We start from the raw sequence: 22747 nt of genomic DNA, 5'->3' as shown, positions 1-22747 counted from the left end.
CATCACGGTTACTTTAAAATTGGTGAGCCTCACATTCACTATGGGCGCCACCAAATAGGTAGTAAGAGCTTGTGTAATCTGGTCGCCAATTTGTTGGGTAGTAAAGCCCGCAACCTTCAGTTTCCCAAGTACCGGGAAATTAATGTTTCCATGTGCATCCACCAGATAAGGTAAAAGCTTAGGGTTACCAACTACTGAAGGTGTTTCATAAAGGTTAAAAATTTCTGCCGATAGAGGCTCGCTTGCTGATACTTGTATAGTAATTAAATCGCCCAGTTGAATCTCGGGTTGAAAGTTTGCCAGGGTTTCCTGAGCTTTAATATCATCAGATTCCTGAAAATAAACAATTTTTTTACTGGACACACATCCTGTAATAAGAATGGCAGCAGCCAGCACCAACAGGCATTTACTGTTTTTAATGGTCATAGCTATTAATTTATGAGGGTGGTATGGTTTCATTATGTGTTAGTTTGTAGTGTATTATTAGTTTTATTTTTAATGCTTATTTTTTTCTTAAGGATGTAAAATAAAAGCACCCCAGCAACAAATAGAGCAGCTAAAACGGCCATCATTTTGAAGCTGTTCCAGAACGAAGATAACCAGATGATTACAATAACGAATAGATAGTTTGAAAAACCTAATACCATGGTTGTTTCAAAATGAGACAAACCGGCATCAATTAAGATGTGATGCATATGATTTCTATCGGGATAAAAGGGACTTTTTTTATGATACAAGCGCACCATAATGACCCGAAACATATCAAACAACGGAATCCATAAAATGGCCGCAATCACAATCAATTTATTTTCGGTTTGAAATGAAAACGGATTAAAAAGCTCGTCTGGTATGGCGAGAAATTTTAGAGTGCAAATGCCTATGCAAAAGCCAATGATGAGCGATCCTGTATCGCCCATAAATATTTTTTTTGATGAAGAGAAATTATAATTAAGGTATGCCAGTAAGATGCCAATAACACTTAAGCATAGTAAAAAATAAAAATGCAAATGGTACGCAAAAAATATCAGGGCATAAATACTAAAAATAATAATGGCCACAATAGAGGCGAGTCCGTCAATGCCATCAATAAGATTAAAAGCGTTTATAATGGTTAGCATCATTAGTATAACGGCCATGTAGGTAAACATCAATGGTAATTCGTGGGCGCCTAAAAATCCATGAAAGCTATGTACCTGCATCGCGCTTGAGAACAACATAAAAAGAATGGCACATGTTGCCATGATTGTTTTTGCCCTAGGTGTTGCCAGCACTAAATCGTCTTTTAAGCCAATAATAAACAAAAGCGTGATACCTGCAATAATATTTAAACTTACCTGATCTGAATCAAAATGTTGAATAAAAAACAAGGTCATAATCAAGGTAATAAAAAAGGCAACCCCTGCCATGGTAGGTACAGAATTGCTATGCGAACTTCTCTCATCTGGATGATCAAGCAATTGACGGCTTTGAATGATCCAGCTTATTTTTGGTATGATAAAATACACCAGCAAAAACGAATTTACTACCGCTAATATGCTTACCACCGTTAAGTTAGAGAGGATTTCTTTTAGCATTTTTTAATCATTATTAAATTTTAAAGCAAGTTATTTGTAAATAAACTGTTTGATTTTTGAGGTATTCTTTCTTAAAACAGATAACAAGCCGCCTACTTTATTAGAAGTTACCGCACGATAATCTTCTTTCGTCTTTTGGAATATATTTTTAATAGAGCGATTACTCATCCCCCCAACTCGCATATTCGTTATTACTTGTGGCATATAAGTAAATTTTAGGGTCTCCTCTTTTAGTATGCGTAACATAAAATCGTAATCTGCTGCTATTTTATACGACGTATCAAAATTACCATATTTTTCATAAATCTCACGTTTTAAAAATAAAGTAGGGTGCGCAGGCATCCAGCCTTCTTTTAATAATTTAGGCTGAAATGACTGGCTTTTCCAATAACGAATGACCTGATTTGCATTTGATTGCGACACATACTGCAAATCACCAAATAAACCATCCATATCTTTGTTTTGAAAGGCATAGGCAATTTCAGATAAAATAGTTTTAGAGGCCAGCACATCATCGGAATGTACAAAACCAATAATAGCACCAGTTGCTTTGGCAATCCCTTTATTTAAAGCCTCGTAGATGCCATTATCAGGTTCTGATATGATTTTAAAGGTAACATGCGGATAGTTTAATTGGTATTGCTTTACAATATCTAAAGTAGTATCACTAGAATTACCATCAATTATTATATATTCAATAGATTGGTAGGTTTGTTTAACTACTGATTGTATGCAACTTTCTATGGTAGACTTGCTATTAAAGGTTGCCGTTATGATTGATACTTTCATTTTTGTAATGAGTCTAGAACTTCATAAAGTATATTTTCGTTTTTAAGATTTTAATCTTAGTTCTTTAATTTTTGTTTGTATTTGGAAAAAATAATTGGCCTTGTATCTGGCAAAATAAAATCCGGTAATACCATCTAATATACCTAACTTAAAAAAGTAAGTCCCAATAAAATATATATAGGGTAAAAGTCCTGAATTTAATAAACTATACTTAAGTTGTTGTCTAAATGTTAACTTTGTGGGATTTTCTTTCTTCAGATTCATAAATCTACTAGCTTCCCAACTAGAATAGGCATTATGCCTGTCAATGTAGTGTTTTAATCCTTTGAAATCTTTATGTATAATGCTGCTTTTTAACTTACCAACGCTGCCTTCAATGATTGGATGCTCATGAATTTCCATATCTAATTGACTCCAAGAATCCTCCTCTATTTTTTCAAAACGACCTTTAGTTTTTTTAAATAATGCCAATTTACGCATCTTAAGACCATATTTTTGTTCTTTGCCCATAAAGTAGTTATTGTAAAATATCCAAAATCCATTTTCTTTTGTACATTCTATTTTCTCGGATAATTCTTTAACAAAAGATTTCGTCAAAAACTCGTCGGCGTCCAAAAATAGAACCCACTCATTTTTTAAAGTAACATTTTCTAATGTCCAATTTCTTTTTTTAGGAAATTTGCCATTCCATTTAAAATCAATTAATTTAAAACCAAATGACTTTACAATTGCCGGCGTATCGTCTGTGCTTTGAGAATCAACCACTACCACTTCCGAAAATGGGTTTAACTTTTCTAAACAAAGAGGCAAATTAAGCGCTTCATTTTTTACTGAAACAACAACTGAAATTGGTATTTTTTCCACTCTAATGTATTTCTCGTGTTTTAATGAATTTTGCAGGATTACCTCCTACAATGGTCCAGGACTCCACATCTTTATATACAGAAGCTGTTGCTCCCACCACTGCTCCTTGTTTTATAGTTACACCAAAACCAATAAAAGCCGATGCACCTACCCAGACCTGATTTGCAATAATAATGGGAGCAGTAATTAAAGGATAATTGCTTTTTGTTATATCATGCGATGCCGTACATAAATAAGTCTTTTGAGAAACTGTAGTATGTTCACCTATAATCACTTTATCTACGTTATAACAATCTACATCCGGAGCTAAACAACTATAGGCATGCATTTCTAAATTCCAAGGTGCATATATACGAACGGAAGAGTAAACATGAGCCGTTTTATGGACTTTAGCCCCAAAGCTTCGTAATAAAAATAACTTCCAGGAGCGCCCAATACTTCTTGGTAAGGGCCTAGCGAACAAAAACCAAGTGATAGTCCATAAAAAACGCACGAATTGGTTTTTTCTACTCAAAGTGTTTTGATATTGAGACAAATCTACTTTGTTCATATTATATCTACAAAATCTGGTTTATTTTCTTTTGTCAATACCCAATGATACAATTCAAGCATTTGGTCCGCCACAGCTTCCATACTATATTTTTTTTTAATTAATTTTCTGCCGTTTTTACCCATTACTTCCAATGCGTCTTCCGGCGTTTGTATCGCATTTATTAAAGCTTTTTTAAGAGGCTCCACACCTATATCAATCCACCAACCAGCATTACAAGTATTTAGCTCTTCCCATGGTGTGCCTTTGGTTGTAATTATTGGGGTATAACTCGCCATGGCTTCCGCTACTACAATGCCAAAATTTTCACTATAAGTTGGTAACACAAATAAGCTTGCTTCCCTAAATAACATTATTTTGTCTTGGTCAAAAACAGGTGGTTTAATGCAAATTTGTTCTTGTAGATTATGCTTAATAATTTTTTGTTGTAATGATTCTATATAGCCTTCTTCACCATTTCCAACAATTTCTATAACCCAGTTTTTACGTAGGTTTAAATCTATTTGACTCCAGGCTTCTATTAAATTTTCAATGCCTTTTTTTGGGTGTATACGTGATAGAAAGAGTATTTTTTTGGGTACTGAAACTTTAGTGGGAATATTAGTGGGAAAATCTTCTATATTAACGCCATTGGGAATCATGGCTACAGGATTTTTAAATCCTAATTTTCGAATACTCTCCACTTCCATAGGTGCTGTGGCGTGCAAACAAGTGGCTTTGGCTAAATCGTTATACTGAAATAATTTTAGCGCCAGTTTCTTTTTAAAACTTCCTTGTTTTAAGGCCCAAGGTTCAAGCATACCCCGTGGAGTTATTATATAAGGTTTATTTTTACTTCTTGCAATTTTAGCCATTTGTTGCACAGGAAATTGCCATAATCCATGGCCGTGAAATAGATCAGAATTAGTAATCATCAATTGTTGTTCTAATGATTTTGAATAATTCAAAAACCCTCTTTTATGAAAGTTAATTTTGCCATTTCCGCATTCAAGATTATAAATAATTGGATGATCACTTTGCAAGGTATTGAGCTCTGTGTTAATTTCTTGCCTTTGTATAGACATGGCCTCTATCAAGTAGGTAACACTTCTTGCGGGCCCCCCCGTTGAAGTATCAATGGATGTTATAACATGAACTATTTTCATTTTACTAGTAAATTATTCATGTTTTTTATCCATTTTTTGGAAGAAACTGTCTCAGAATATAAGTTACTTGCTTTACTCATATTTAAAAGTTCATGGTCACTGAACTCTACCATTTTTTTCATTGCATTGTACAAGCTATCTTCATTTTTAGCTTCGAAAACAATTCCATTGTCAATTTTAACAAATTCAGATGCAGCTCCAACTTTATCACTTACAATAAGAGGGTATCCTGATAAAGCAAATTCATGAACAACAACACCCCACGGTTCAAAATGACTAGGCAAAACGAAAACTCCGCCTCGTTCTACATATAAATGTAATTCTTTTGGTTGTAAAAAACCAATATGCTTAATTTTTGGGTGTATTTTCCTTTCTTCAAATAATGAACCTGTACCAATACAAGTTAAAGTCCAGTCATTTGGTACATTTTCTTTTAATTTTACAAAAGCATTCCACAATTCTCTTACACCTTTAAAACTCAAATATCTTCCAACAAAAACAAATTCATGAACTATTTTTTCTCTAGTTTTTTTGAATGAGTTTTCATTGGCTACATACCAGCCTAAAATTATATTTTCCTTTTTAAATCCTAACTTAATAGCATATTTTTTTTGTGGAATTCCGGGAACCCATATTTTTTTAAATTTAGGCACAATAAATAATCTAATGTAAACTAAACCTACATACTGTTTTAAAGAACCCTCCCACTGATTATCCATGGTTAAAACACAGGTTTTATTTTTGTGATTTTTGGCTATAACTGCATTATATTTAGCATTGCTCCAACCACTACAAATAATTAAATCAGGATCAATTGAACTTACCAAACCTATTATTTGATTTTTGTCAAGTTCATCTTGGTCATAAAAAGTAATATTTTTTTCATTTAAATTAAATTCAAAAGGCGCTTCGTTCTTATCAGGAGATTTTTTAAAAATTGAAAGTGATATATTATCTTGCTTTACCCATGTCTCAAACATATTCAGCATATAATCTGACAACCTAGAAAACAAAATAACGACTTTTTTATTTTTCATGATTAATAGTTGTTATAAAATTGTAAACCTGATTGCCGACTCTGCTCGTATCAAAATGATTATATGTATAAGCTCCAATTTTATTACGCTTTATTGATAGTTCAGGAAGCATCTCATACGCCTCAATTAAACACTTCATTAGGTTTTCACTGGTTAATGGTTTACAAATTGTAATTATATCAGTATCTAAGGCCACCAAATCTCCTACATCTGTGGCGATAACAATTTTAGAATTTCCTAAATATTCATATACTTTAGAAGGTGTTTTGTAATTGGAATGCCTTCCGGTTTCTTTTTGTAAAGCCACACATACATCAGTTTTTTCTAATAAATTATTATATTCTTCATTAGATACAAATCCGTAATACGTAACATTTATATTTCTAAAGTTTTTAACTTGATTTTCTAACCATTCAGATTTTGGTCCACCACCAGAAATACGAAATTCAATATTCTTATACTTCATTTTGTTGTCTATTTTTTTTAAGGCCTCGATAAAAACATCTATCCCATGTTCAAAAGCTATTTTACCTGAAAAAAATACGACTAATTTTTCTGAACTTTTAGAAACAACCTCCTGGTTTACTTTAATGCACCCTGTAACCACTAAAAAAGGTTTATTATATGGCAAAAAATCTTTAAATCTTTTTGTTGGAATAATAAAACCATCAGACACATGTGCTATTATTTTCATGCACAAATAAAAAATCAACTGCTGCATGGGTCTATCTTCTGAGGATGATTTAAAATCCATTAGACTAGGTCTAGAAATGTCCTCTACATTATTTATTACTTTTATTCTAGGCTTGATTATTTTTATAAAAAGCACTAAAAAAACAAATAACGGATCAAAATTATAAACAACAACTTGCACTGTTTTGGTTTTCATGAGTAACCTTACAGTAGCAATAAAATATGTAAAATAAGAATAAAATAATCCTAAAAATGGTATAGCAAGTGTTTTTGGGAAATAAAAAAGAACGCCTTTATCCTTGGTTATTATAGTTTTTTTAAAAATTGCACTTTTATTTAGCTTAATATTTAAACTAACTCCAGGCGATACAATAACGGGGTTGTAGTGAACAGATAAAGCTTGTGCAATTCTGTGCATTCTATTAGAGCCAGCAGGATTATTGGTTGGTAATTCTCTTTCGTTAACAACAAACTCGTTTAAATAATTCCCTAAATATAAAATGTATTCTTTCTTTTTTTGCAAGGTAATAGATTTCTATAAGCTTATAATTGCTTTGGCTAGCTGACCAACTGCTATTACATTGGAAGGAATATATCCTGATACAGTACTACCAGCACAAATAAGGATATATTTACCAATTTCAACATGATTTGCAGAAGCTAAAATTATTGTTAAATAAACTAGAAAGTAACGGTCTTTAAAAAACGTCATAGTTGGCTAGATTTAAAAAAATCTTCTGGTGACACAAATAGTTTCGCATTTTTTTTCAGATAATCCAAATCTTTATCCCACCATTTTAAACCTAATAAAAACGCTATTTCTTTATCTGAAAATCGTTTTTTTATTTGTTTTGCTGGCACACCACCAACTACGGCATAATCGTCAATATTTTTGGTGACCACGGCTCCAGATGCAATTATAACACCGTTGCCAATGGTGACACCATCAGTAATCGTTACCCCATAACCAATCCATACATCATTTTTTATAATAACATCTTTATGTTCTATAATATTATTAACGAAATGTATATTTTCTGAACTAGCTCTTGTAGAATAAAAACTAGGGTGTGTTGTAATAAAATGAGTAGGGTGAATACCTAAACCTATTTTTACATTGGGTGCAATGGAACAAAACTTACCTATAGATGCATTCATTATTTCTGAACCACCACCTATATAAGTGTAAGCTTCAATTTTTGCATTGCTAATTTGTGTTTTACCATAAATCTTTACATGCTTACCAACTATACAATTTTTTAAAACCACACTATTTACTAAAGTAACATGTGGATATTTAATTATGGAGATAATAGGATTTATACTTTCCTTTAAACAAGATATCAGATAGCTAATTATTGAACTAATCATAATTTTATTCTCTTTTATAAATCATAATTTGCCTTTTTTTCATGAGAAACTCAAAAAGTAAAGCCCAAAAAAATAAAGCTATAAAACCAGGACTAAAATAACTTTGTTGGATTGTCATAAAAGAACCTATAAAAAACAAAACAGACAAGGTATGCTTCAGTATACTTTTTCCCAATAAACTAATAGAAATAACCTAGGAAATAAAAGCTAATATAAACATAACAAGTAAAACACTGTTTTTACCAAAGTCAAATATTATATCAGGAATAATTGAACGTGGTATAACGGCTGCTGAATTATTTGATTTAATAAAATCAAATATAGTGCTCAAAATAAAAGTTTTTACTGAGGATAAATATTACTTTATACATTAAATACTTTTAAGCACCTTGATTTATCACAATATATTTCTCTAACTTAAAATTCTTAATATATGGTAAAAACAATCCTATAAACACTAAAAAACTATAAACAGAAACTGTTGGCATTCCGTATATAAATGAATCTAAAGTTTTAATTATGATTATAAATCCAAAAAAATTATATACTGGATTTTTATTTCGTATACAAAGAATGGCTGACCTTAAAAAAATAAACAAGGCTAATATGACAAAGATAAAACCAAACCAATATCCTTGTTGAAGCCAACCTATTTCAATAGTATTTCTTTCAGTAAAAGATTCATATTTAGAAAAAATGCCTTTACCAAATAAATAATTTTTCAAAGTGAAATCTTTGAAAGCATCTTGAATTATTTTTGTCCTTGAATCTTCCGCGTAATCATTTATTGAAGATATAGTATTTCTATCTGAGGAAATTACATTTATAAGCGATTCAATTTTAATTTTTTCGAAAAGTGGGCTATCTGTAAATTTAGAAAACACATTAGTATTACTAAAAATTAAAAAAACTACAAAAGCAATTAATAAAGACTTTACTATTCGAATTTCTGACTTTAAATATGTAATAGCTAAAAGTAAAACTAAATAGGTAAAAACTAAAAAATAAGATCTGCTTGCAATAATGCTTACATAAAAAACACCAATACTTAAAAAAATAAATCCAATAATTTTATGCTTTTTTATTTTACTAAAACTGAAAAAACTTAGAGGTAGTATACAATTATCCAATAAAGAATAAGCGTCCCCAAAGGCCATAAAACTATATATAGGAATTAAAAAAAATAACGAAAATATTATAATTGCCATATTTGTTTTGAAATAAACTCCAAAAAAATCTTCTTGATATTTAATAAAAATAGCAAACGGAATTGCTATAAAACTTAAAGCATAATATGGGAATGTAATAAGATAAGCATCCGTAAATTTTGAAAAACTAAAATTCTGAGCTAAATCAAAAAAAATCATAATAGCCGGGTAAATAAAAAGAATAATTAATATTAATTTTATTTTATTTAATTTCATAAACTTAATAAGTCTTTGAAAATCTAAAATTGAAAAACAAAGAAGAGTTATAAAGAGTATTGAATTTATAGGTTTTAAAAAACTTACTGAGTGAGCAATGGCTAATCTATTTGTGATGGCTAATAGAAAAACTAAGAAAATATAATTTTTTATCTTAAATATTGAAATCATTAGATTGGCAATTTAAAAATCCCACCATGTTGTGAGGCCTCCTTGTCTACATAGCAATTTATATAGCCTCCAATATCTAAAACAACAGTATTAAGTGGTTCTAGCTGTTTCACAATATTAGCCGAGCCTATCCCTGCCGCCACAAAACAAATATCTATTTTTTGGGTAATACTGGTTAAGTCTAAAACCTCTTCCATAGAGGCTGTTTTAGAGATACGTAAAAAAACTACAGATTTTGCGCCAAATGCTTTTAAGGTCGTATTTATTTTAGCTTCAGATACATCGTCACTTCCTGTAGCTATTAAAATTGTTCTGTTCTTATAAAAGGTTTCCCAGCCCGGTTTTACTAAAAGGCCACATATAAAATGAAACGGCACATAATTAGTGGCATTAAACTTTATACTGTTTTTATTAAAAAAAGGAATTAAGCTATTGTTGTATTCTACAAAAGCATTCAGCCCATTTTCATTGAAATAGCAAGCTAAATAGCCTTTTTCTGCAATATACCTGACATTTTGTATCAAATCTTTTCGCAATTGCTTTACTCTACTGGGCGCATATGCTTCTCCCCAAGAAGTTTTCCACCTATTTGGGTTTTTAATTCTTGTTTTTTCAGCTGTAACAGCTATTAGTTCTCTCCATAAAGGTTTTTTGTGAAAATTGTATTTTCTACCCATAATAAAGCGATACTCTCCATCTGCCATACGATATACTGGAAAATATTCTTTCCCCATTTTTGAAATCACTAAATTTTTAAAGTTGTTAAACCAAGTGTCAAAATCTGTTTCATGGAAAGCATAAGCGTTTAAATAGCCACCATAGGCTTCATCTGCGCTTTTTAGGCCAACTTTATTTAAACTTACAGAATATTTTAATGTCATTTTATTCTACTTAGTAATTGGTTTGTAAAATCTTCCCATGTGTGATAAAATACATTTACATTGTTACTTTGCTCAAAATCTAGCTTTAGCGCTTTTTCAATTTTAAAAGCCAATTCTTTAACATTACCCGCTTCAGAAAGTTGATATTTCTTGTGGTCTATTATGGTAAGATCCTCAATACCTGAGTTAGGTGTTGCAACAATAGGTAAATTAAAGTATTTGGCTTCTGTTAGTACTAATGCCAAACCCTCTTCAAATGAAGGTAAGCAAAACAAAGTGGCTTCTTGATACTTTGCAACCAATGAGTCACCTCTTAACACACCATAGTATTTAATCCAATCTTGTTTTAAATGTTCTTTATTAATTCCTTTTTGAAGTGAACCTACAAACCATAACTCAACTTCTGGAATATGTTCTCGAACTAATTTTACGGCATCAATTAATACACCAGTACCTTTCCTAGGACTTAGTTGCCCTACAAACAAAACTGTATTTTGTCGTTTTGTACTAGAATGTGTGATTTTTTTAAATTTTTTAGAAGAAAAGGCGTAAGGTATTTGTATTAATTTTTGCTTATCAACTTGATTTTCAATAAAAGTTTGTTTTACAAATTTTGATGGAATCAATATATAATTTGCTAGTTCATATTCTAGTAATTCTCTTTCTACAAAAATTTGGCTATTAGCTGGATAGTCATATCTATGATAGTCTCCCGCTTGTTTTTTTAATTGAATATTTGATAAGGTATGAGTGGATCCTCTGTCTAATATTTTTATAACACTCTTAAGTTTGTAGGCTTCAAATATCTCTTGAGCGTATCCTGCGAAACAAATAACCACCTCGGTACTATTAGGGATAAATTTTAAAGTCGTTTTAGTAAACAATCTAGCATACCATAAAACGGGTAATTCTTTTTTAAATATTTTTCTATAGCCTCTTTTTAACACTTCAAAAAAGGGTAATCCCACGTATACTTCTTTGCCTATATTATAGCGTTTAGCAACTGAATACGGCATGGTTGATATTAACTTTTCTAAACACCCCATTTTATATAACTCAGCGGCATAATCAAAGGCATGAAACCTTCCATTTACAACTACCGTAATTTTTTTACCAACCTCTACCATGCATTTAAATTTTAAGAACCAATTTAACCTTTGTTATTAATATTTTGGGAGTATTGATAGCTATTAAAAAAACATCATTTTTAAAACCAAGCCAACTATCTTGTGTGATTTGAATTGAAGTTTTAACAACATATGGTATCAATAAGAGCTCTAAAACTACTATGGATATAGCAGTTCCTTCAATACCAAAAAAATATGTCAAAAAATAAGTAGCAACAAAAGTGATTGAAGAGTATAGTAAATATCTAACTGCTAATTTTTCATGTAAATTACTCGCCAAATGAACCACACTACTTGTATTCCATAAGGCGTTTAATGGAATAGGAATTAACATTAATAAGAATAATCTTTTAGGAAGAACTATATTATTACCAGTCCATTTAACATATAGTATTTCTCCAAAAAATAATAAAAACAACACACCAAATATTGAAAGTATAATAGAAGCAGTAATGCCATACCTATGTATTTTCATAGCACTTTGAAAATCTTTTTTTCCAATTAGGTGACTTAACTCAGGCCAACTAGATTGATTAATTATATCAATACCTTGCTTAACAATATTGACTATTGTCTTTACGGTACTGAACAATGCAACGTATGTTGGTCCTAACAAGATTTGAATAATAAAAATATTACCTTGAATTGTAAGCGCATTTCCTAAAGGAAATGCTTGGAAAGCAAATCCTTTTTTAAATAAGTTTTTAAATTCTTTTATATCAATATATTTAAAGGAAAACTTTATTTCAGGGGAAACCTTCTTGCTAATAATAAAATAAATTATTAAGAACACTATGTTTGCTAATAACATACCTAACGATAGCAGATCAAATCTAGTTGAATATTTCAATACTATAAATAGGGCTAGTAAATTCAACCAAGGAATAAAACTTGCCAAATAAATACTCACATGTGCTTTTCTAGATGCTCTGAAAGTTCCATCAATAAGACCATAAAAAAATGTTATAAAAATTGTTATTGCCATAAAAATGACGGCATATTCAAACTCGTTTTCTCTAGAACCTGGACTATGTGATTTAAGAAATGATTCCCAATCAATAAACGAAACGAAAGTGAATGTTGAGATTATTCCTAATATTAAAATAATAAACAATAATGCAAAAGTTGAAGAATATACTTTATTTACCTTTTCAACATGTTTTTCTGCTAAATAAATTGTCATTTGATTTGCTGCTACTGTTCCAAAACCAATATTTGCAAGTGCAAGCCATGAAGGAATTGTATATAAAACAGTCCACCTCCCAAAATCTTCAACCCCTAGAAAATAAATCAAAAGAGGCACTTGTAGTAGTCTAATTAAAGTATTCGAAAACTTCCCAAAGAAACTAGCGAATAAATTTTTTATTATATTTTTTTTAAAATTCACTTTTACTCTTTAAGTATTTATATAATTAAATAAGTCATTTCTTCTTAAAGATTGTAAAATCAAATTCAAGTGTACTATTTTTCTATACCTCAAATGATTTGCTAGATTACCTGAAACAACACTCATTTACTCAACATCTTTTCCAATTATTATATTATTACCAAGAATAATGGGTGTTCTTAGGTCAATCTATTCTGTTTGAATGATATATTAGAACCTACAATTAAATTATAATTAGCAATTTTGGGAGATTATAATTTATTGTAACATTTTGACCTAATATAGCTCCATTTTTTTTGCTAACCATATAAAATATTTGTGCAAAACAAATTTTTAAACCCAGCAATTATTCCTAAATAAAATCTTAATCTACTTCTGTTTTTAATTTTTCTATTATAATCTAACCTCATTAAATATAATATATTTAATTTTTGATTTAAGAAAACAACTTATACGTACTTTCAAACTCTTCTTATAAATCAATCGTATGTTCCCATCCTAAGTTAATTAGTTTAGAAACGTCTAACAATTTTCGAGGAATACCACCTTGTTTGGAGCTGTCCCAATTTATGGTGCGTTGATGTTCAATAACTTTTTGTATGGTTTTCCGAATTGTTTGATGGTAACATATGTTAGGTGATGGCAATCTGTTGTTCATTGGTAAATACCACCGCTTGCGAGGTCATTTACAAGTAGAAACTCCCTCATAGGCTAACACCAGCTAGTTCCCCAAAAATTTGTTGGGAATATTTTTCAATTTAAAATCACGATACTCAGGGGTTTCAAATAATCAATTTAAAAAACGATGTCTTAAAACAATTATGTTAGAAGAAGTATCAAAGCGATAAAAAACACCAAATGCTGGCACCATATGGTTCCTTTTAAAATCTTTATTATCACCAACTTTCATTGCAAATTTTGCCATATAATTGAGGTTTATCCTCCAACAATAACCTATCCAATAGTAGACTCCTACTCCTGCATTTAAAGTAAGATCTTGTGTTATGGGAGTATTGACTAGGTTACCAGATTGATTTTCGGCTTGATAACTACCAATATACCTATAACCAGGACCCGCAGTTACATCGGATACAAAATCATGTCTTTGCAGAAACTCATAATTTTATTTTTATCATAAAAAGTAGTTTTTATAAGATTATGGGTTTGTAAACTAAATTTTAAAATATGCTATTCATTTTCCTTAAATGCTTAAGGAAACATGACATAACTAACCATTGCCAAAGAAATACCGGCAGCAAAAGCAATGATTAAAATACGTAACATTTTTTTTAACATTTCCATGTTTTAAATCGTTTTGAAGGTTATTTAATTTTTAAAAATGCTAGCTTAGGGAAAAGCTTTTGAATGCTAATTAAATTTAATTTTTAATTACATCTTTGAGAGAAGAAGACTAATTTATGGCTCGTATATAATCTCATTTGAGTTATATACTAAAGAGCATAATTTCATGATTTTTCACGGCTCCGCCGTTAATAGTCCCATGAAATAAACTATTAAACCTGATTGATTTGTGGGTAAATTTAACATTTTTTTAAAATAAAAAAGCGCAAAATTTCGCACTTAATTTCAGATTATATTTATCGTATTTATCTTTTAATTTTTTATAAATACCACATTATAACTGTGAATTTTTTAATTATTCATTAAATGGTTTTTTGAGTAATATAATCATTTGGTCATTTTTTATTTTGTGAGGGAAATTTTAATACCTAACTCCTTGAGCACTATCTGGATTCTATTCTTTGAAACTTCACTTACAACACCTTCCTTCCCGTTAAAAACTTGGTTTTTTATAACATAGTTATCGCCAACCTTTAAATCATGCACTTTAGCTTCAATAATTTCACCATTTAGCCATTCTTGCAAAGCTTTAATTTCTGAACCTCTAACGACAGCTGGTTTCTTTAACCAAAATAAATAGTGCTGCACCCCTGGCACTTGAAAAACCTGATCTCTTTCTGTTTCCAAACATTTTACGAATATAACTCTTGGAATTAAAGGTGTTAGTATCTTCTTCTTTCTGTCAGACCATTGACGCACTGTTGTTAACATCGGGCAGTAAACACTCATGTTGAGTTTAACTAATTGCGACAACACTTTCTTCTCTCTATTTGGTTTTGTATAAAGTACATACCATTTATTCATAATTCTTATTTCCTTGTTGTGTATGCTAGCATTTTACTTAATCAAAGTTATCACCTTAAAAATATTCCGTAGAATAAAAACACCTAATTCATTACTGGTTTTTAAAATAATAATCCACTAATTACCTGTTTAAAAATGGATGATTAAAGTACCAGCAAAAACTTGACTCTTAATATTAATTCTGGACTCGTTATTTTTAAATTTCATATACATTTAATGAAATATTACAACAGATAGGTTTTTTAATTGTTAAGGCAAAAGTAGTATTATTTTTTTACAGTATTACATAACAATTATCAGGTTCTTATTACGAAAATATGCATATTACACATAAAAATAGTTCTGTATTCTTTAGTCGAAAAATACAGGTAGACACTTGTCCAGCACACCCTCCCTTACTATCATGTTATCTTCCTTAAACTTAAAAAATATGTTGTATAAACTTAGAGACCATATTTTTTTGCTACTTACATAAATTACTTACACACATCTTTTTAAACACCTAATTACTAATACGTTTAACATTAAGCTATACCTATTAAAATTCACTAAAGTTTTACTCTATGATAAATGTCATATTCTTAACTGAATGCAGCTCATACTTTTGCCACTTCTTAAGTAGGATAATTTTATCCTATTTTGTAGAACTCGTAATAATATTAATAAAAATGAACTCATTTATTCCTGCTGTTGAAACATTACCCGAAGGGCATCCCGTAAAAGTATATTATGAGGAGAGTGCCTTAATACAAGATTTATTATTAGAACTAAACGACGCCAATCCGGCTGAAGATTTTCAAAAATATTACAACATTTTCAACCAATTAACCACTATTGAAAAACGCTTTGTTCGTAAAGAAAACCAACTATTTCCTTACTTAGAAAAACATGGATGGAAAGGTCCGAGTCAAGGCATGTGGTCGTTTCATGATAATTTAAGAGACCAAATAAAACTTTTAAACACCTATAACACCGAAAAAAACATTGCGAAAATTCAAGATAATTTACCTTATTTAACCCAAGGCATTGAACGCTTATTAACCATTGAAGATACCCGTTTATTTCCCAATGCCATGGAATTAATAACAGAAGCAGAATGGAAAGATTTTTACATTGGCGATGAAGAAATTGGCTGGATGTTACTTGAAAAACCAAAACCTTATCCAACAATTCAAAACCAAGAAACCTACATTCACCCCAGTGAAGACCTTTCAGAAAGGGAATTATCTTTTTCCTTGGAAAACACTTTTCATTACGATGAAGGCTATATGACACCAGAACAGGTAAATCTACTTTTACGTTTCCTACCTATTGATATTACGTACGTGGATGAAAATGATAAGGTGATTTTTTACAACCGTGGCGACGACCGCGTTTTTGCAAGAAGTAAGGGTATTATTGGACGAGAAGTTCGATTTTGTCATCCACCAAAAAGCGTTGATATGGTGCTTCGCATCGTTGATGAGTTTAGAGCCGGCACCAAAGATGTTGCCGAATTTTGGTTTAACTTTAAAGGAAGAATTATTCATATTCGATATTTTGCCATTCGAGATAGCAACAAAGCCTATAAAGGGGTTATTGAAATGTCTCAGGATATAACCGAAATTCAAAAACTTACTGGCGAAAAACGTTTATTGGACTGGGATTAAGCAAATTAATCACCAATTAAAAATTTCACTACGGTTCTTAGTATATGACAAATGTCATTTATCCAACCAACCACAACCGTTAATTTTGTATAGTCCCAAATGTGATATATTAATCATGTTTGAAATAACATATATAATAACATTTTTAACATAGTTTATACATATGAATTCATTTTCACCTGTTGTCGAAAAATTACCTGAAGGGCATCCTGTAAAAGTATATTATGAGGAAAGTGCCTTGATACAAGATTTAATATCAGAATTAAACGACGTTAACCCCGCAGAAGATTTTCAAAAGTATTTTAAAATTTTCAATCAATTAAAAAATATTGAAAAGCGTTTTGAGCGTATTGAAAACCAATTATTCCCTTATCTAGAAAAACGAGGTTGGGAAGGCCCTACAGAATGCCTTTGGTCTTTTCATGATAATTTAAGAGCGCAAATAAAATTATTAAGCACTTATAACTCTGAAAAAAACATTGCTAAAATTCAAGATAATATCCCTTATTTAACCAAAGGTATCGAGAGGTTACTTACCATGGAAGACACTAGATTATTCCCTAACTCTATGGAGGTCATAACCGATGAAGATTGGAAATTATTATGCATCGGCGATGAAGAATTTGGCTTTATGTTAGAAGAAGAACCAAAACGATATAGTTCAAGTTCTTTTAAAAATTCCTCTAAAAGAGCTTTATCTCTTTCTTAAAATTGTATTAGAACAGGTTAATTTTTATTTCAGACATCACTTTTATTTATATAATTAGAAAGTGACGTAATATTTATTTCCAAAATTCATCATCAAACTTGTCGACAAAACTAGTTTTTTGGTGAATTTTTTCTATTTAAACTACTCCTTTTCCTGAGCTACTTATTGAATTTTCAGAGAAAACGCATATCTAAAAACGAATATGAGCATTCAAAATCATTTCAATTTTTACCTAGTACCAATTTAAACAATCTTTTTAATCAACTGTGATATAATAGAAACGTTCCGTCTGCACATTCTTATTAAAACCAACTAAATTTTATAGAAAAATACTAATCCGTGATTAAGTTCTTTACCTTGTGGGTGCAGTGCCTAATGGGCTTTCTTTCGTTTTTGTTTTATGATTTTTAGTTTTAAAAATTTCAAGAATAAAGCATCCTATACCAAGGGGCAACAAGATACTACACAAAAATAATAGAAGATAATAGTTTGAAAATAACCCCATCCCCAAATAAAATAAAGCGCCTTGAACACCTAATATTACTTCGGTTAAAATGAAACCTATAATAAAAAATACAATTCCTAAATGCAATAATTTAGTTTGTTTAATGAGGTTGCTTTGTAAAATAAATGAAAATAGAAATCCAGAAATAACACCAAGCATAATTAAGTGAACAAAGCCTATTACAAAATTTTTGTGCTGATGTGCCGTATTAGAAACCTCTGGGATTAAAGAAATAGATTGTAAAACAATTTTTAGAACAAAACTTAACAAGGCAAAACCATAGATAAGTTTTGTAACCTTTGATTGATTTTTTAACAATAAACGTAAAGCTGGTTTTATAATTTTAAAGAAGTAAAAAAGCGCTATTAATTGTAGCACAACACCCAAACCATTAATCCATAATAACGAAACATGAGGGGCAAACCAATTTATAGGTAAGGCAAAGGTTAATACTGTTGATGCAATCAAAAGCTTAAAGAACAATCGAAATTCGGTACTGTCCTGTAATTTTAGTAGATAAAAAAACACCGCTAAGGCCGCAACTAGAAACCATCCATTAAACTGAAAATGCAAAAAGAATTGAATCGCAATTTGGTAAAATGCCGAAGCTTGTCCAAACTTTGCAACTGCGGGCCCCAAACACCAAACCCCAATGGTTGACACCAACATAAATAACAATGAAGCTTTAAGTAAATAACTAGTAACTACCGAGCCGGTTTTATGATACTTAAAAACGAGGTACACAAAATAGTAACTACAAAAAATATGCAAGGTCGAAAAAATAATAGATACCACTGCGTATCCTTGAAACGGAAAACTAAATAACATACCAAGTACCACAAACTGAGTAACCCAAAACAACCTGTTGTAAATGGGTCTTTTCTCTGGCACAAAAAGATGTACTATTAGGGTGTATAGCATTAAATACACCCAACCCAACATAGCAACATGAGAATGGGCATGCGTTAAAAACCGGTAGTTTAACCCAACCGGCTGCACATAAAAATAACGCAAGAGCAAACCTAAAAAAGCGGCTATAAAAAAATTAAGCAAACAGACTAAAACAAGCTTTTTTGGTAGTAACATAGGTAATTAATTTTACTGATTTTATTTAAATTAAAATTCCAAAAGATTAATTTGCAATCTTCTGGAATTTATTCACTATTAAATAGAGATTCAGAGTTTGGTATGCTATTAATTAAATTGCTTCTCTAGTTTAACAGCGCCAGGGAATAAAATATTGTTTTCTAAATGAATATGTAAATGCAAATCTTCTTCAAAATCTTTGAGCATGGCGTAGGTAACTTGGTAGGTGTTGCAACCATCGGCAGGTGGTGTATAATTATTAGATAATTCTGCAATTTTTCTAAAACGTTCGCCTTCATTATCATGCTCTTCCATCATCATAGCAATTGGGTTTTCAACAGTTCCAAAATGCGGTGCTTCAATAGTACCTTGTGCAAGAGAAGCAGCAACTAATTTTTTTACATAAGGAAAAAGCACCAATTCTTCTTTTTTCATATGCGCAGCCAGTTCTCCAGTACAACCAATAAATAACTCATTAATTTCTAATAGTTCTGGATGCCTTCCTCCATGAACGGAACATAATTTATTTAAAAACTGTAACAAAACTGGTATTTTTTCAGCTACGTAGCGGTGATGTTTTTTCTCAATATACTCTGCTAACAAATCTAACGGCCATGACTTATAATCGATAGACTGATTTGTTTTAGAATTTAAAACCGCCTGTAACTCTTCTAATATCACATCGCTGTTAATCCCTTTGTTTTCGCAAGCTTCTTCAATCGATCTATTTCCGTTGCAACAGAAATCTATTTTATATTTAGCGAATACCGCTGCCGTTCTAAAATCGTCAGCAACATATTGCCCGATCTGTTTTTGTGTTCCTTTTTGTAATGTTTCCATAGTATTGCTTATTTCGGATAATTTTATCCTATTTATGTTTAAATTTTTTTAAGTCTTTAAAAACGAAGTTCCAGATTTTATATTTAATGCCAATTCTTCTAAACTTGTATTCTCCAACATGTGTTTTAATTCATCACGAACCCCCTTAAATTTATCGTGTACCGGACATGGGTGGTCTTCATTACACTTTTCTAAACCTAAACCACATCCGTTGTAAATGTTATCGCCATCAATAGCCTTCACAATTTGTGATAGTTTAATGTATTGAATTTCATTTTTACTAACCTCAAAGCCACCATAAGCACCTTTTACAGATTTAATGACGTTATTTCTAACTAAGGCTTGTAAAATTTTAGCCGTAAATGCCTGAGGAGAATTAATTTCTTCAGCGATTTCTTTAGGGCTTACACGCCTATCTTCATACGAATTTATCGCAATAAAAATACACGCTTTAATACCATACTCACACGCTTTCGAAAACATATTTTTTCCTTAATTCATTACAAATGTATAAAACTTTTTTTAATTAAGATAATTTTGTCTTAATTTATTTATTGATATTTAGTTCTCAACCAAACTTTCTGCCATTCTCGTTGTAAAATTAAAAAAGTTACATCTTCAGATAGCTTCAGAAGGTCTTCGCCATTTAAAGCTTTTATTTGCTTTTCTGAAACGTCTATAATGTAAAGCAGATTTAAATAATCGGTAAATTTTTCTTGAATAAGCTTATAAACCGTTTCATGAAGTATCAATTTAAGACTCGAGGGCAATACATCTTCATGAAAATCTAAATTGATATTCGCTAACAAAAAATCTTTATTAAGTTGAAGCACCAATTTCTGATACAAACTTAGTTCATTAGCGTTTTCAATTAAATCCTCAAATGTGGTAGGTAACTGCATTATACGGTTCGGTTCATTAGGTTGTTACCAAAAGCCTTTAACAGTGCTTTTTTGTTATCTGATATTGCCATATCATCTAGTAAATTAAAGGCCTTGTTCGTATAATCTTCAATAGCTTTTTTAGTAGCATCGGCAGAACCACTTTCATTAAAAATGGTTTTTACGATTTCAATTTTTGAATGGTTATCTTCTAAGGTTTCACTAAATAACTTGCGAAGTTTTACTTTATCTTCATCTTTTGAGAATTCAATGGCTTTGATGTACAAATAGGTTTTTTTGTTTTCAATAATATCTCCACCAACTTGTTTTCCAAAGGTTTCTGGGTTTCCAAATGCATCTAAATAATCGTCTTGTAATTGAAACGCAACCCCTAAATTTTTACCAAATTCATAAATACTATTTTGCTCTTTCTCTGAAGCCAAAGCTACTATCGCTCCCATTTTCATGGCTGCACCAACTAAAACGGCTGTTTTGTATTCAATCATTTTTAGGTATTCTGATACCGAAACATCATTTCTGGTTTCAAAATCCACATCATACTGCTGTCCTTCACATACCTTCAAAGCTGTTTCACTAAATAACTTCGCTAGGGCTTGAAAGGTTTTAGGCTCATAATTTTCAAATAACTGATAAGCCATAATAAGCATGGCATCGCCAGAAAGAATTCCTGTATTCAAATTCCATTTTTCATGCACGGTTTGCTTACCTCTGCGCAGTGGCGCATCGTCCATAATATCATCATGAACTAATGAAAAGTTATGAAAAACTTCAATGCTTAAAGCGGCATTTAGTGCCACTTTATAATCACTACCAAAAATTTCGGCAGCCATTAGTGTTAAAACCGGCCGTAAACGCTTCCCTCCTAAATTTAAGATATATTGGATAGGATCATAGAGCCCTTTTGGTTCTTTTACGGTTGAGTATTTTTCTAAATAATCAACAAACTCTTGTTGGTAATTTTCTATTGCAAGCATGAAACAAAAATAAACCAATTAAGCTTATTAAAAAGTTTCAAAATAAAATTAATGTTAAATATTTTTAAAACTTTGGAAACTTTATTGGTTTTTAAAGTTTCCCGCATATATTTGCACTCAAATTACAGAAAATATGACAGTATCAAAATGGACCGTAGACTCGAACCAATCGGACGTTCTTTTAAAATCAAGACGTAATATTGTTGCTTTTCTGGCAAGTTCAATTAATAAATTTGATGGCTCCATTGCGATAAAGGATGACCAGTTAGAAGATGCTTCTATTGAATTTTTAATAGATGTTCACGCGAAAGAAGGCAACTTTGAACCATTTGATATTAATTTAGATTTAATTGATTTTTCAAATGAAAACATTTATCCTGCTATTAGTTTTAAGTCTACCTCCTTTGAAAAAATAAATGCAAATCTCAATTTCTTAAAAGGGCATTTAACCATTAATAATATTACGAAAACAGTTGAATTGGAAGCTGTTCTTCTAAATTTAGAAACTAAAAAAGGGATTTACAAGGCTCTTTTTGAAGTTGTAGGAACTATTAACAGGAAAGACTTTGACTTAACACCAAAAGCCTTTAACAAGACAGGCAAAGTTGCTGCTGGTAAAGAAATAAACCTGACTGCAAATTTGGAGTTTTATTCAAACAACAATTAATGAGAGATCAAATAATCCTAAAGTCGAGAGAATTATTTTTAACCCTCGGTTTTAAAAGTGTTACGATGGATGATATTGCGAATACATTAGGTATATCGAAAAAAACCATTTATGTACATTTTTCTAATAAAACAAAACTCGTTGAGGCGGTTACCTATGAGCTTTTTGAAACAGTATGTGAAGGTATAGATGGTATTTGTAACACCTCAAAAAACCCTATACAAGAATTATACGAT

General features: G+C 30.8%; 26 protein-coding genes. 4 read left to right on the top strand and 22 right to left on the bottom strand.

Annotated features, from left to right (window positions below):
• From ABYI63_RS15365 to ABYI63_RS15285, 17 genes are all read right to left on the bottom strand, one after another.
• Positions 1 to 459: polysaccharide biosynthesis/export family protein (locus ABYI63_RS15365; protein ID WP_372757577.1), on the bottom strand; the 459-nt coding region annotated here is incomplete at its 3' end.
• Positions 459 to 1574 carry a glycosyltransferase family 4 protein gene (locus ABYI63_RS15360; protein WP_372757576.1) on the bottom strand — a complete coding sequence of 372 codons (1116 nt, stop codon included), beginning with the start codon at positions 1572 to 1574 and terminating at the stop codon, positions 459 to 461. The genes ABYI63_RS15360 and ABYI63_RS15365, both read right to left, overlap by 1 nt.
• 30 nt (positions 1575 to 1604) lie before the next feature.
• A complete protein-coding gene (locus ABYI63_RS15355) occupies positions 1605 to 2363 on the bottom strand; it encodes a glycosyltransferase family 2 protein (protein ID WP_372757574.1) in 759 nt (252 codons plus the stop codon).
• Between the two features lie 42 nt (positions 2364 to 2405).
• Positions 2406 to 3227, bottom strand: coding sequence for a glycosyltransferase family 2 protein (locus ABYI63_RS15350; RefSeq protein WP_372757573.1), 822 nt, complete (start codon positions 3225 to 3227; stop codon positions 2406 to 2408).
• Position 3228: 1 nt separating this feature from the next.
• Entirely contained in the window at positions 3229 to 3777 is a 549-nt protein-coding gene (locus ABYI63_RS15345; protein WP_372757571.1) for a putative colanic acid biosynthesis acetyltransferase, read from the bottom strand.
• The gene (locus tag ABYI63_RS15340) at positions 3774 to 4922 is read right to left on the bottom strand and encodes a glycosyltransferase (RefSeq protein ID WP_372757570.1); all 1149 of its coding nucleotides are present in this window, start codon (positions 4920 to 4922) and stop codon (positions 3774 to 3776) included. Before ABYI63_RS15340 ends, ABYI63_RS15345 begins: the two co-directional genes overlap by 4 nt.
• Positions 4919 to 5959, bottom strand: coding sequence for a glycosyltransferase family 4 protein (locus tag ABYI63_RS15335; protein ID WP_372757568.1), 1041 nt, complete (start codon positions 5957 to 5959; stop codon positions 4919 to 4921). The genes ABYI63_RS15340 and ABYI63_RS15335 overlap by 4 nt, the downstream gene beginning before the upstream one ends.
• The gene (locus ABYI63_RS15330) at positions 5949 to 7175 is read right to left on the bottom strand and encodes a glycosyltransferase (protein WP_372757566.1); all 1227 of its coding nucleotides are present in this window, start codon (positions 7173 to 7175) and stop codon (positions 5949 to 5951) included. The genes ABYI63_RS15335 and ABYI63_RS15330 overlap by 11 nt, the downstream gene beginning before the upstream one ends.
• 12 nt (positions 7176 to 7187) lie before the next feature.
• Positions 7188 to 7364, bottom strand: coding sequence for a hypothetical protein (locus ABYI63_RS15325; RefSeq protein WP_372757565.1), 177 nt, complete (start codon positions 7362 to 7364; stop codon positions 7188 to 7190).
• Positions 7361 to 8023 carry a CatB-related O-acetyltransferase gene (locus ABYI63_RS15320; RefSeq protein ID WP_372757564.1) on the bottom strand — a complete coding sequence of 221 codons (663 nt, stop codon included), beginning with the start codon at positions 8021 to 8023 and terminating at the stop codon, positions 7361 to 7363. Before ABYI63_RS15320 ends, ABYI63_RS15325 begins: the two co-directional genes overlap by 4 nt.
• Positions 8024 to 8403: 380 nt before the next feature.
• Positions 8404 to 9618: a hypothetical protein gene (locus ABYI63_RS15315; protein WP_372757562.1), complete on the bottom strand. Its 1215-nt coding sequence runs from the start codon at positions 9616 to 9618 to the stop codon at positions 8404 to 8406.
• A complete protein-coding gene (locus ABYI63_RS15310) occupies positions 9618 to 10499 on the bottom strand; it encodes a hypothetical protein (protein WP_372757561.1) in 882 nt (293 codons plus the stop codon). Before ABYI63_RS15310 ends, ABYI63_RS15315 begins: the two co-directional genes overlap by 1 nt.
• On the bottom strand, positions 10496 to 11626 hold the full coding sequence (locus tag ABYI63_RS15305) for a glycosyltransferase family 4 protein (protein WP_372757559.1): 1131 nt from the start codon (positions 11624 to 11626) through the stop codon (positions 10496 to 10498). The genes ABYI63_RS15310 and ABYI63_RS15305 overlap by 4 nt, the downstream gene beginning before the upstream one ends.
• A 4-nt stretch (positions 11627 to 11630) precedes the next feature.
• Positions 11631 to 13013: a lipopolysaccharide biosynthesis protein gene (locus tag ABYI63_RS15300; RefSeq protein WP_372757558.1), complete on the bottom strand. Its 1383-nt coding sequence runs from the start codon at positions 13011 to 13013 to the stop codon at positions 11631 to 11633.
• Between the two features lie 472 nt (positions 13014 to 13485).
• A complete protein-coding gene (locus ABYI63_RS15295; protein WP_372757556.1) occupies positions 13486 to 13671 on the bottom strand; it encodes a hypothetical protein in 186 nt (61 codons plus the stop codon).
• 132 nt (positions 13672 to 13803) lie between these two features.
• The gene (locus ABYI63_RS15290; protein WP_372757554.1) at positions 13804 to 13938 is read right to left on the bottom strand and encodes a hypothetical protein; all 135 of its coding nucleotides are present in this window, start codon (positions 13936 to 13938) and stop codon (positions 13804 to 13806) included.
• A 779-nt stretch (positions 13939 to 14717) separates the two neighbouring features.
• Positions 14718 to 15179 (bottom strand): UpxY family transcription antiterminator, encoded by a 462-nt coding sequence (locus ABYI63_RS15285; protein WP_372757552.1) that lies wholly within the window; start codon positions 15177 to 15179, stop codon positions 14718 to 14720.
• Positions 15180 to 15847: 668 nt separating this feature from the next.
• Here ABYI63_RS15285 and ABYI63_RS15280 point away from each other — a divergent pair.
• Together ABYI63_RS15280 and ABYI63_RS15275 are read left to right on the top strand one after the other, a co-directional pair.
• Positions 15848 to 16828 carry a DUF438 domain-containing protein gene (locus tag ABYI63_RS15280; RefSeq protein WP_372757550.1) on the top strand — a complete coding sequence of 327 codons (981 nt, stop codon included), beginning with the start codon at positions 15848 to 15850 and terminating at the stop codon, positions 16826 to 16828.
• A 163-nt stretch (positions 16829 to 16991) separates the two neighbouring features.
• Positions 16992 to 17537 (top strand): hemerythrin domain-containing protein, encoded by a 546-nt coding sequence (locus ABYI63_RS15275; protein WP_372757548.1) that lies wholly within the window; start codon positions 16992 to 16994, stop codon positions 17535 to 17537.
• Between the two features lie 352 nt (positions 17538 to 17889).
• Here the strand turns inward: ABYI63_RS15275 and ABYI63_RS15270 are convergent, their stop codons facing one another.
• From ABYI63_RS15270 to ABYI63_RS15250, 5 genes are all read right to left on the bottom strand, one after another.
• Entirely contained in the window at positions 17890 to 19128 is a 1239-nt protein-coding gene (locus ABYI63_RS15270) for a hypothetical protein (RefSeq protein WP_372757546.1), read from the bottom strand.
• 108 nt (positions 19129 to 19236) lie between these two features.
• Positions 19237 to 19968, bottom strand: a complete 732-nt coding sequence (gene ric, locus ABYI63_RS15265) for an iron-sulfur cluster repair di-iron protein (protein WP_372757544.1) — start codon at positions 19966 to 19968, stop codon at positions 19237 to 19239.
• 48 nt (positions 19969 to 20016) lie between these two features.
• Positions 20017 to 20451 carry an Rrf2 family transcriptional regulator gene (locus tag ABYI63_RS15260; protein WP_372757543.1) on the bottom strand — a complete coding sequence of 145 codons (435 nt, stop codon included), beginning with the start codon at positions 20449 to 20451 and terminating at the stop codon, positions 20017 to 20019.
• A 68-nt stretch (positions 20452 to 20519) separates the two neighbouring features.
• Complete coding sequence (locus ABYI63_RS15255; RefSeq protein ID WP_372757541.1) at positions 20520 to 20870, bottom strand: hypothetical protein; 351 nt, start codon at positions 20868 to 20870, stop codon at positions 20520 to 20522.
• Complete coding sequence (locus ABYI63_RS15250; protein WP_372757539.1) at positions 20870 to 21844, bottom strand: polyprenyl synthetase family protein; 975 nt, start codon at positions 21842 to 21844, stop codon at positions 20870 to 20872. The genes ABYI63_RS15255 and ABYI63_RS15250 overlap by 1 nt, the downstream gene beginning before the upstream one ends.
• 133 nt (positions 21845 to 21977) lie before the next feature.
• On the opposite strand from ABYI63_RS15250, the gene ABYI63_RS15245 reads away from it, so the two are divergent.
• Both ABYI63_RS15245 and ABYI63_RS15240 read left to right on the top strand, forming a co-directional pair.
• Entirely contained in the window at positions 21978 to 22511 is a 534-nt protein-coding gene (locus tag ABYI63_RS15245) for a YceI family protein (RefSeq protein ID WP_372757538.1), read from the top strand.
• Positions 22511 to 22747 (top strand): TetR/AcrR family transcriptional regulator (locus ABYI63_RS15240; RefSeq protein ID WP_372757536.1); only part of this gene is annotated, 237 nt, incomplete at its 3' end. The genes ABYI63_RS15245 and ABYI63_RS15240, both read left to right, overlap by 1 nt.

This window comes from Mariniflexile sp., assembly GCF_041583155.1.
GTDB lineage: Bacteria > Bacteroidota > Bacteroidia > Flavobacteriales > Flavobacteriaceae > Mariniflexile.
The sequence above is the reverse complement of the archived record's forward strand: the minus strand, read 5'-3'. Positions and strand labels throughout refer to the sequence as shown.

What these genes read in the sequence shown, in the direction of transcription:
- ABYI63_RS15345 (WP_372757571.1), bottom strand. Translation starts at nt 3,777, where the DNA reads ATGAACAAAGTAGATTTGTCTCAATATCAAAACACTTTGAGTAGAAAA.
- ABYI63_RS15315 (WP_372757562.1), bottom strand. Translation starts at nt 9,618, where the DNA reads ATGATTTCAATATTTAAGATAAAAAATTATATTTTCTTAGTTTTTCTA.
- ABYI63_RS15255 (WP_372757541.1), bottom strand. Translation starts at nt 20,870, where the DNA reads ATGCAGTTACCTACCACATTTGAGGATTTAATTGAAAACGCTAATGAA.
- ABYI63_RS15310 (WP_372757561.1), bottom strand. Translation starts at nt 10,499, where the DNA reads ATGACATTAAAATATTCTGTAAGTTTAAATAAAGTTGGCCTAAAAAGC.
- ABYI63_RS15305 (WP_372757559.1), bottom strand. Translation starts at nt 11,626, where the DNA reads ATGGTAGAGGTTGGTAAAAAAATTACGGTAGTTGTAAATGGAAGGTTT.
- ABYI63_RS15340 (WP_372757570.1), bottom strand. Translation starts at nt 4,922, where the DNA reads ATGAAAATAGTTCATGTTATAACATCCATTGATACTTCAACGGGGGGG.
- ABYI63_RS15295 (WP_372757556.1), bottom strand. Translation starts at nt 13,671, where the DNA reads ATGAACAACAGATTGCCATCACCTAACATATGTTACCATCAAACAATT.
- ABYI63_RS15355 (WP_372757574.1), bottom strand. Translation starts at nt 2,363, where the DNA reads ATGAAAGTATCAATCATAACGGCAACCTTTAATAGCAAGTCTACCATA.
- ABYI63_RS15360 (WP_372757576.1), bottom strand. Translation starts at nt 1,574, where the DNA reads ATGCTAAAAGAAATCCTCTCTAACTTAACGGTGGTAAGCATATTAGCG.
- ABYI63_RS15275 (WP_372757548.1), top strand. Translation starts at nt 16,992, where the DNA reads ATGAATTCATTTTCACCTGTTGTCGAAAAATTACCTGAAGGGCATCCT.
- ABYI63_RS15325 (WP_372757565.1), bottom strand. Translation starts at nt 7,364, where the DNA reads ATGACGTTTTTTAAAGACCGTTACTTTCTAGTTTATTTAACAATAATT.
- ABYI63_RS15270 (WP_372757546.1), bottom strand. Translation starts at nt 19,128, where the DNA reads ATGTTACTACCAAAAAAGCTTGTTTTAGTCTGTTTGCTTAATTTTTTT.
- ABYI63_RS15245 (WP_372757538.1), top strand. Translation starts at nt 21,978, where the DNA reads ATGACAGTATCAAAATGGACCGTAGACTCGAACCAATCGGACGTTCTT.
- ABYI63_RS15335 (WP_372757568.1), bottom strand. Translation starts at nt 5,959, where the DNA reads ATGAAAAATAAAAAAGTCGTTATTTTGTTTTCTAGGTTGTCAGATTAT.
- ABYI63_RS15320 (WP_372757564.1), bottom strand. Translation starts at nt 8,023, where the DNA reads ATGATTAGTTCAATAATTAGCTATCTGATATCTTGTTTAAAGGAAAGT.
- ABYI63_RS15290 (WP_372757554.1), bottom strand. Translation starts at nt 13,938, where the DNA reads ATGGCAAAATTTGCAATGAAAGTTGGTGATAATAAAGATTTTAAAAGG.
- ABYI63_RS15260 (WP_372757543.1), bottom strand. Translation starts at nt 20,451, where the DNA reads ATGTTTTCGAAAGCGTGTGAGTATGGTATTAAAGCGTGTATTTTTATT.
- ABYI63_RS15285 (WP_372757552.1), bottom strand. Translation starts at nt 15,179, where the DNA reads ATGAATAAATGGTATGTACTTTATACAAAACCAAATAGAGAGAAGAAA.
- ric (WP_372757544.1), bottom strand. Translation starts at nt 19,968, where the DNA reads ATGGAAACATTACAAAAAGGAACACAAAAACAGATCGGGCAATATGTT.
- ABYI63_RS15250 (WP_372757539.1), bottom strand. Translation starts at nt 21,844, where the DNA reads ATGCTTGCAATAGAAAATTACCAACAAGAGTTTGTTGATTATTTAGAA.
- ABYI63_RS15280 (WP_372757550.1), top strand. Translation starts at nt 15,848, where the DNA reads ATGAACTCATTTATTCCTGCTGTTGAAACATTACCCGAAGGGCATCCC.